Origin of the sequence: Sinomonas halotolerans (assembly GCF_039615075.1) — a bacterium.
Taxonomy (GTDB): Bacteria; Actinomycetota; Actinomycetes; order Actinomycetales; family Micrococcaceae; genus Sinomonas; species Sinomonas halotolerans.
The window spans coordinates 1-7,174 of sequence record NZ_JBDFRB010000027.1; the positions used below are offsets into that span (position 1 = coordinate 1).

General features: G+C 62.9%; 2 protein-coding genes and 3 rRNA genes. 2 read left to right on the forward strand and 3 right to left on the reverse strand.

Annotation, left to right across the window (positions count from 1 at the left end):
• Nucleotides 1–402, forward strand: a 402-nt coding sequence (locus tag ABCQ75_RS16140; RefSeq protein ID WP_345885401.1) for a transposase, incomplete at its 5' end; no start/stop codon positions are given.
• Between the two features lie 123 nt (nt 403–525).
• Nucleotides 526–1,419: a phosphotransferase family protein gene (locus ABCQ75_RS16145; protein ID WP_345886652.1), complete on the forward strand. Its 894-nt coding sequence runs from the start codon at nt 526–528 to the stop codon at nt 1,417–1,419.
• A gap of 138 nt (nt 1,420–1,557) precedes the next feature.
• Here ABCQ75_RS16145 and rrf read toward each other — a convergent pair.
• From rrf to ABCQ75_RS16160, 3 genes are all read right to left on the reverse strand, one after another.
• A 5S ribosomal RNA gene (rrf, locus tag ABCQ75_RS16150) occupies nt 1,558–1,674 on the reverse strand.
• A 167-nt stretch (nt 1,675–1,841) separates the two neighbouring features.
• Nucleotides 1,842–4,986, reverse strand: a 23S ribosomal RNA gene (locus ABCQ75_RS16155).
• Between the two features lie 496 nt (nt 4,987–5,482).
• A 16S ribosomal RNA gene (locus ABCQ75_RS16160) occupies nt 5,483–7,004 on the reverse strand.
• The 16S, 23S and 5S rRNA genes sit together here, the layout of an rRNA operon.
• Nucleotides 7,005–7,174: the final 170 nt, after the last annotated feature.

Sequence of the window (7,174 nt, forward strand, 5' to 3'; positions counted from 1 at the left end):
ATGAGCCGCTTCCCCACCCCCGACCATCTCGCCTCCTGGGCCGGGACCGCGCCCGGCCAGAACGAGTCCGCCGGAAGGGTCAAGTCCAGCCGCACCCGCCCCGGAAACCCCCACCTCCAAGGTGCCCTGGGCTCAGCCGCCATGGTCTGCGGCAGGAACCCGGACACCTTCCTCGGAGCCCGCTACCGGCGAATAGCCTCCCGACGTGGCCCCCAACGCGCCAACGTCGCCACCCAGCGCTCGATCCTCACCGCGATCTGGCATATGGGCAACACCGGTACCCTCTACCAAGAGCTCGGAGCCGAACACTTCATCCGGCTCAATCCGAACCGCGCCAAGAACCGCGCCATCCACCAACTCGAAGCAATGGGGTACACCGTCACTCTCGCCGCAGCGTCCTAACCCACCACTATCTACGTGTCAGATCACACCGCTCCCAACGCCTTCCGGGTACAGATCACACCGCTTCCAGCCCCTTCCGGGTACAGCTCCTGCCCGCAGCGCCGGCCGCGGTACCGTGGCATCGTGACCGCCTCCGCCCATCTCACTCCCGCTTGGAGCGCCCTCCTGCGTGAGTGGTTCGGCGAGTGGGAGCTCGTGGAGGACATGTCTTGGGGCCTCCAGGGAATCCACGTGCTGCGGATCGAGACGGGCAGCGGACCCGCGGTGGTCAAGGCGTCCGAGACGGGCCACCACATCCAGCGCGAGGCCCGCGCGCACCGGCAGATGACCGGCCCGCTCATGGCCCTGGAGCCTGCGCGCACCCCGCGCCTCCTCCACGCCGACCCGCGGGCCGGCATCCTTGCCACGGCCTGGCTGCCGGGGCGGCTCGTGGAGGGCAGTCCGCACGCGCGCTCGCCCGAGGTGTTCCGGCAGGCTGGCGAGCTCCTCGCCCTCGTGCACGTCCCCCGGGAGCAGACCGCGAGCTACGACCCCGCCGCCCTGCACAAGGCCGGCGATTTCCTCGAGCGGGCGGGGGGTCTGGCCCCCGCCTGCCAACTCGCCGCCGTCGGGCGCCTCCTGGACGCGCACCGGACGGAGCAGCGCTGGCTGTGCGCGACGCACGGCGACTACCAGCCGCGCAACTGGATCGTGGACGGGGGAGCGCCGGCGAGCGGGCCCGGGCTCGTGAGCGTCATCGACTGGGGCCGCGCGGGGTACCGGCCGTGGGCCACGGACCTCGTGCGCCTCGAGCACCAGTGCTTCCAGGACGCGCACGACGGCGCCCGGCTGCGGGCGGCGTTCTACGCCGGATACGGCCGGGACCCGGCCAGGACGCGCGAGGCCGCGGGCACCTGGCTGCTGGACAACGTCCTCCAGGCGCTCGGCACCATGGTGTGGGCTCACGATGTGGGCGACGCGGCCTTCGAAGAAGAGGGGCGGCGCATGCTCGGGCGGGTCGTCGACTGGTTCGCATGACCTCGCCCTCCCCTGTTGCGGGGTCATGTGCCCTGCCTCGGGTGGCGGGGCCGTGTCACCGGGGGCGTGTTGCGGGGTGGTGGGTTTGGTTAAGTGGTGAGGACCCCCACCGTGTGGTGGGGGTCCTCGTGAATGGTTGTCCGGCGGTGTCCTACTCTCCCACACTCTCTCGGGTGCAGTACCATCGGCGCTGTGGGTCTTAGCTTCCGGGTTCGGAATGGGACCGGGCGTTTCCCCCACGCTATGACCGCCGTAACCCTGTGTCCCGTCCCCGCCGGTGGCGGGGTGGGAAGCGTGTGGGTCCGTGGTCGGACTGTATTCGGTTGTGGCGGCTCCCCCGGGGGGCGGGGGGTTTGTTGTCTGGGGACCGTAGAGTGGACGCGTGGCAGTGTTCTCTCCGCACCCCCGGGTGTGGGGGTGGTGTGTTGAGGTTGTCGGCCTATTAGTACCGGTCGGCTTCGCAAGTCTTCAGTCCTTGCTTCCACGTCCGGCCTATCAACCCAGTGGTCTGCTGGGGGCCTCTCGGACCAGAGGTCCATGGAAATCTCATCTTGAAGCGGGCTTCCCGCTTAGATGCTTTCAGCGGTTATCCCATCCGAACGTAGCCAACCAGCCGTGCACCTGGCGGTACAACTGGCACACCAGAGGTTCGTCCGTCCCGGTCCTCTCGTACTGAGGACAGCCCTTCTCAGATTTCCTGCGCGCGCAGCGGATAGGGACCGAACTGTCTCACGACGTTCTAAACCCAGCTCGCGTACCGCTTTAATGGGCGAACAGCCCAACCCTTGGGACCTACTCCAGCCCCAGGATGCGACGAGCCGACATCGAGGTGCCAAACCATGCCGTCGATATGGACTCTTGGGCAAGATCAGCCTGTTATCCCCGAGGTACCTTTTATCCGTTGAGCGACGGCCCTTCCACGAGGTGCCGCCGGATCACTAGTCCCGACTTTCGTCCCTGCTCGAGATGCCTCTCTCACAGTCAAGCCCCCTTGTGCACTTGCACTCGACACCTGGTTGCCGACCAGGCTGAGGGGACCTTTGGGCGCCTCCGTTACCCTTTGGGAGGCAACCGCCCCAGTTAAACTACCCATCAGGCACTGTCCCTGACCCGGATCACGGGCCGAGGTTAGATGTCCAAAGCGACCAGAGTGGTATTTCAACGATGACTCCACCCGGACTGGCGTCCGGGCTTCACAGTCTCCCACCTATCCTACACAAGCCGCTCCGAACACCAATACCAAACTATAGTGAAGGTCTCGGGGTCTTTCCGTCCTGCTGCGCGTAACGAGCATCTTTACTCGTAGTGCAATTTCGCCGAGTTCACGGTCGAGACAGCGGGGAAGTCGTTACTCCATTCGTGCAGGTCGGAACTTACCCGACAAGGAATTTCGCTACCTTAGGATGGTTATAGTTACCACCGCCGTTTACTGGGGCTTGAATTCTCCGCTTCGCTCCGAAGAGCTGACGGGTCCTCTTAACCTTCCAGCACCGGGCAGGAGTCAGTCCGTATACATCGTCTTGCGACTTCGCACGGACCTGTGTTTTTAGTAAACAGTCGCTTCCCCCTGGTCTCTGCGACCCCTACCCGCTCCCCGCAGCGCGTGCGGTTCACGGTTGGGGTCCCCCTTCTCCCGAAGTTACGGGGGCATTTTGCCGAGTTCCTTGACCGTGATTCTCTCGATCGCCTTGGTATTCTCTACCTGATCACCTGTGTCGGTTTGGGGTACGGGCGGCTGGGACCTCGCGTCGATGCTTTTCTCGGCAGCATAGGATCACCCGATCCCCCCGTGAGGGGGTCCCGTCAGATCTCAGGCTTCGTGCGCGGCGGATTTGCCTGCCGCGCGCCCTACATCCTTGGACCAGGTCTACCATCGCCTGGCCGGGCTGCCTTCCTGCGTCACACCTGTTAATACGCTTGCCTCGCAGCTCTGGGTCCCGCGCGCACCCCCCGGTGCAGGTCCCGAAGGACCCGCGGTGGGGGGGATTGGGCGGTCAGCATCGGCTGTCCGGCATGGGCGGTCCTTCGCCGGTACGGGAATATCAACCCGTTGTCCATCGACTACGCCTGTCGGCCTCGCCTTAGGTCCCGACTTACCCAGGGCAGATTAGCTTGACCCTGGAACCCTTGATCATCCGGCGGACGGGTTTCCCACCCGTCTTTCGCTACTCATGCCTGCATTCTCACTCGTGCGGCCTCCACCACTCGGTCACCCGGCGGCTTCGCTGCCCGCACGACGCTCCCCTACCCAGCCCCACCCCTGAACCACGAAGGCTAGGGTTCACGTGGGACTGCCACGGCTTCGGCGGTGTGCTTGAGCCCCGCTACATTGTCGGCGCGGAATCACTTGACCAGTGAGCTATTACGCACTCTTTCAAGGGTGGCTGCTTCTAAGCCAACCTCCTGGTTGTCTGGGCAACTCCACATCCTTTCCCACTTAGCACACGCTTGGGGGCCTTAGCCGGTGGTCTGGGCTGTTTCCCTCTCGACTACGAAGCTTATCCCCCGCAGTCTCACTGCTGCGCTCTCACTTGCCGGCATTCGGAGTTTGGCTGACGTCAGTAACCTTGTGGGGCCCATCGGCCATCCAGTAGCTCTACCTCCGGCAAGAAACACGCAACGCTGCACCTAAATGCATTTCGGGGAGAACCAGCTATCACGGAGTTTGATTGGCCTTTCACCCCTACCCACAGCTCATCCCCTCCATTTTCAACTGAAGTGGGTTCGGTCCTCCACGACGTCTTACCGTCGCTTCAACCTGGCCATGGGTAGATCACTCCGCTTCGGGTCTAGACCACGCCACTGAACGCCCTGTTCAGACTCGCTTTCGCTACGGCTCCCCCACACGGGTTAACCTCGCGACATGGCACTAACTCGCAGGCTCATTCTTCAAAAGGCACGCCATCACCGGTACAGCGCCCAAGGGCGCAGCCGGCTCTGACGGTTTGTAGGCGCACGGTTTCAGGTACTGTTTCACTCCCCTCCCGGGGTACTTTTCACCTTTCCCTCACGGTACTGGTCCGCTATCGGTCATCGGGTAGTATTCAGGCTTATCAGGTGGTCCTGACAGATTCGCACGGGATTCCTCGGGCCCCGTGCTACTTGGGGACATCCGCAAGGGCGGCAGACAAGCGTTACGGCTACGGGACTCACACCCTCTCCGGCCGGCCGTTCAAGACCGTTCGCCTACACTCCTGCACCACACCCCCGGCCACCGGCAGATGACCGAAGCAGAGCCCCACAACCCCCGACGCGCAACCCCTGCCGGGTATCACGCACGCCGGGTTTGGCCCCATCCGCGTTCGCTCGCCACTACTGACGGAATCACTGTTGTTTTCTCTTCCTGCGGGTACTGAGATGTTTCACTTCCCCGCGTTCCCCCCACACCGTCTATGCGTTCAACGGCAGGTCACCACACCACCTCTCGGCGCATGGCGGGGTTTCCCCATTCGGACACCCTGGGATCACAGTCCGGTTATCGACTCCCCCAGGCTTATCGCAGATTCCCACGTCCTTCATCGGCTCCCGATGCCAAGGCATCCACCGTGCGCCCTTGGAAACTTCAACACAGAAGAAAACCAAGGACACCCACACGGGGCGCCCTACAAATTCAATTCGGCAAAACAACACCGCGCCACCCCGCCCCGGCCCCGGGACACGCCCGGGAACAGGGACAAACGGCGACGCGGCAGAAGAAATTGCTAGATGCTCGCGTCCACTATACAGTTCTCAAACAACAAACCACTCGACCCGCACCACGGCGCGCGCACAGCGCACCGCAGCCCAGGAAGGCAGCCACCAGGGCTGTTGCCCCAGGACCCAACAGCGTGCCAAGGACCCCACCCCCACCCGGGCACCCCCGCGCTCTCCAGCCCACCCCGACAAGGCCGGGGAGGGCGTACTGGCGCACAGGGCACACCGTGCAGGGCACGGGCCACGAATCCGTTGACGTTCCACCCATGAGCACCCACCGGAAGACATGCGCTCCCGCAGCGGGCATTCACCTGGCACCGGACGCACCGGCCTGTGCAGGCCGGCACCCCAGATGCGAGGGGCTCCTTAGAAAGGAGGTGATCCAGCCGCACCTTCCGGTACGGCTACCTTGTTACGACTTAGTCCCAATCGCCAGTCCCACCTTCGACGGCTCCCTCCCACAAGGGGTTGGGCCACCGGCTTCGGGTGTTACCGACTTTCGTGACTTGACGGGCGGTGTGTACAAGGCCCGGGAACGTATTCACCGCAGCGTTGCTGATCTGCGATTACTAGCGACTCCGACTTCATGGGGTCGAGTTGCAGACCCCAATCCGAACTGAGACCGGCTTTCTGGGATTGGCTCCACCTCACAGTATCGCAACCCTTTGTACCGGCCATTGTAGCATGCGTGAAGCCCAAGACATAAGGGGCATGATGATTTGACGTCGTCCCCACCTTCCTCCGAGTTGACCCCGGCAGTCTCCCATGAGTCCCCACCCGAAGTGCTGGCAACATGGAACGAGGGTTGCGCTCGTTGCGGGACTTAACCCAACATCTCACGACACGAGCTGACGACAACCATGCACCACCTGTGAACCGGCCCCGAAGGGAAGCCCCATCTCTGGGACGGTCCGGCACATGTCAAGCCTTGGTAAGGTTCTTCGCGTTGCATCGAATTAATCCGCATGCTCCGCCGCTTGTGCGGGCCCCCGTCAATTCCTTTGAGTTTTAGCCTTGCGGCCGTACTCCCCAGGCGGGGCACTTAATGCGTTAGCTGCGGCGCAGAAACCGTGGAATGGCCCCCACACCTAGTGCCCAACGTTTACGGCATGGACTACCAGGGTATCTAATCCTGTTCGCTCCCCATGCTTTCGCTCCTCAGCGTCAGTTACAGCCCAGAGACCTGCCTTCGCCATCGGTGTTCCTCCTGATATCTGCGCATTTCACCGCTACACCAGGAATTCCAGTCTCCCCTACTGCACTCCAGCCTGCCCGTACCCACTGCAGACCCGGGGTTGAGCCCCGGGCTTTCACAGCAGACGCGACAAGCCGCCTACGAGCTCTTTACGCCCAATAATTCCGGATAACGCTCGCGCCCTACGTATTACCGCGGCTGCTGGCACGTAGTTAGCCGGCGCTTCTTCTGCAGGTACCGTCACTTGCGCTTCTTCCCTACTGAAAGGGGTTTACAACCCGAAGGCCGTCATCCCCCACGCGGCGTCGCTGCATCAGGCTTCCGCCCATTGTGCAATATTCCCCACTGCTGCCTCCCGTAGGAGTCTGGGCCGTGTCTCAGTCCCAGTGTGGCCGGTCACCCTCTCAGGCCGGCTACCCGTCGTCGCCTTGGTAGGCCATCACCCCACCAACAAGCTGATAGGCCGCGAGCCCATCCAAGACCGCACAAGGCTTTCCACCCCCCACCATGCGATGAGGAGTACTATCCGGTATTAGACCCAGTTTCCCAGGCTTATCCCAGAGTCAAGGGCAGGTTGCTCACGTGTTACTCACCCGTTCGCCACTAATCCACCCCCGAAAGGGCTTCATCGTTCGACTTGCATGTGTTAAGCACGCCGCCAGCGTTCATCCTGAGCCAGGATCAAACTCTCCGTCAAAAAAACAGAAACCAGCCGGACAGACGGGAAAACGCCCACCCCGGCCAGCAAATCCAAAACTGGCAAAAACAAGACGACCACACCCACGGGGGTGGGCAGGCCGCCCAATGTATCAACCAAAAAAATGGCATCAACGAACTTGGCACACTATTGAGTTCTCAAACAACAGA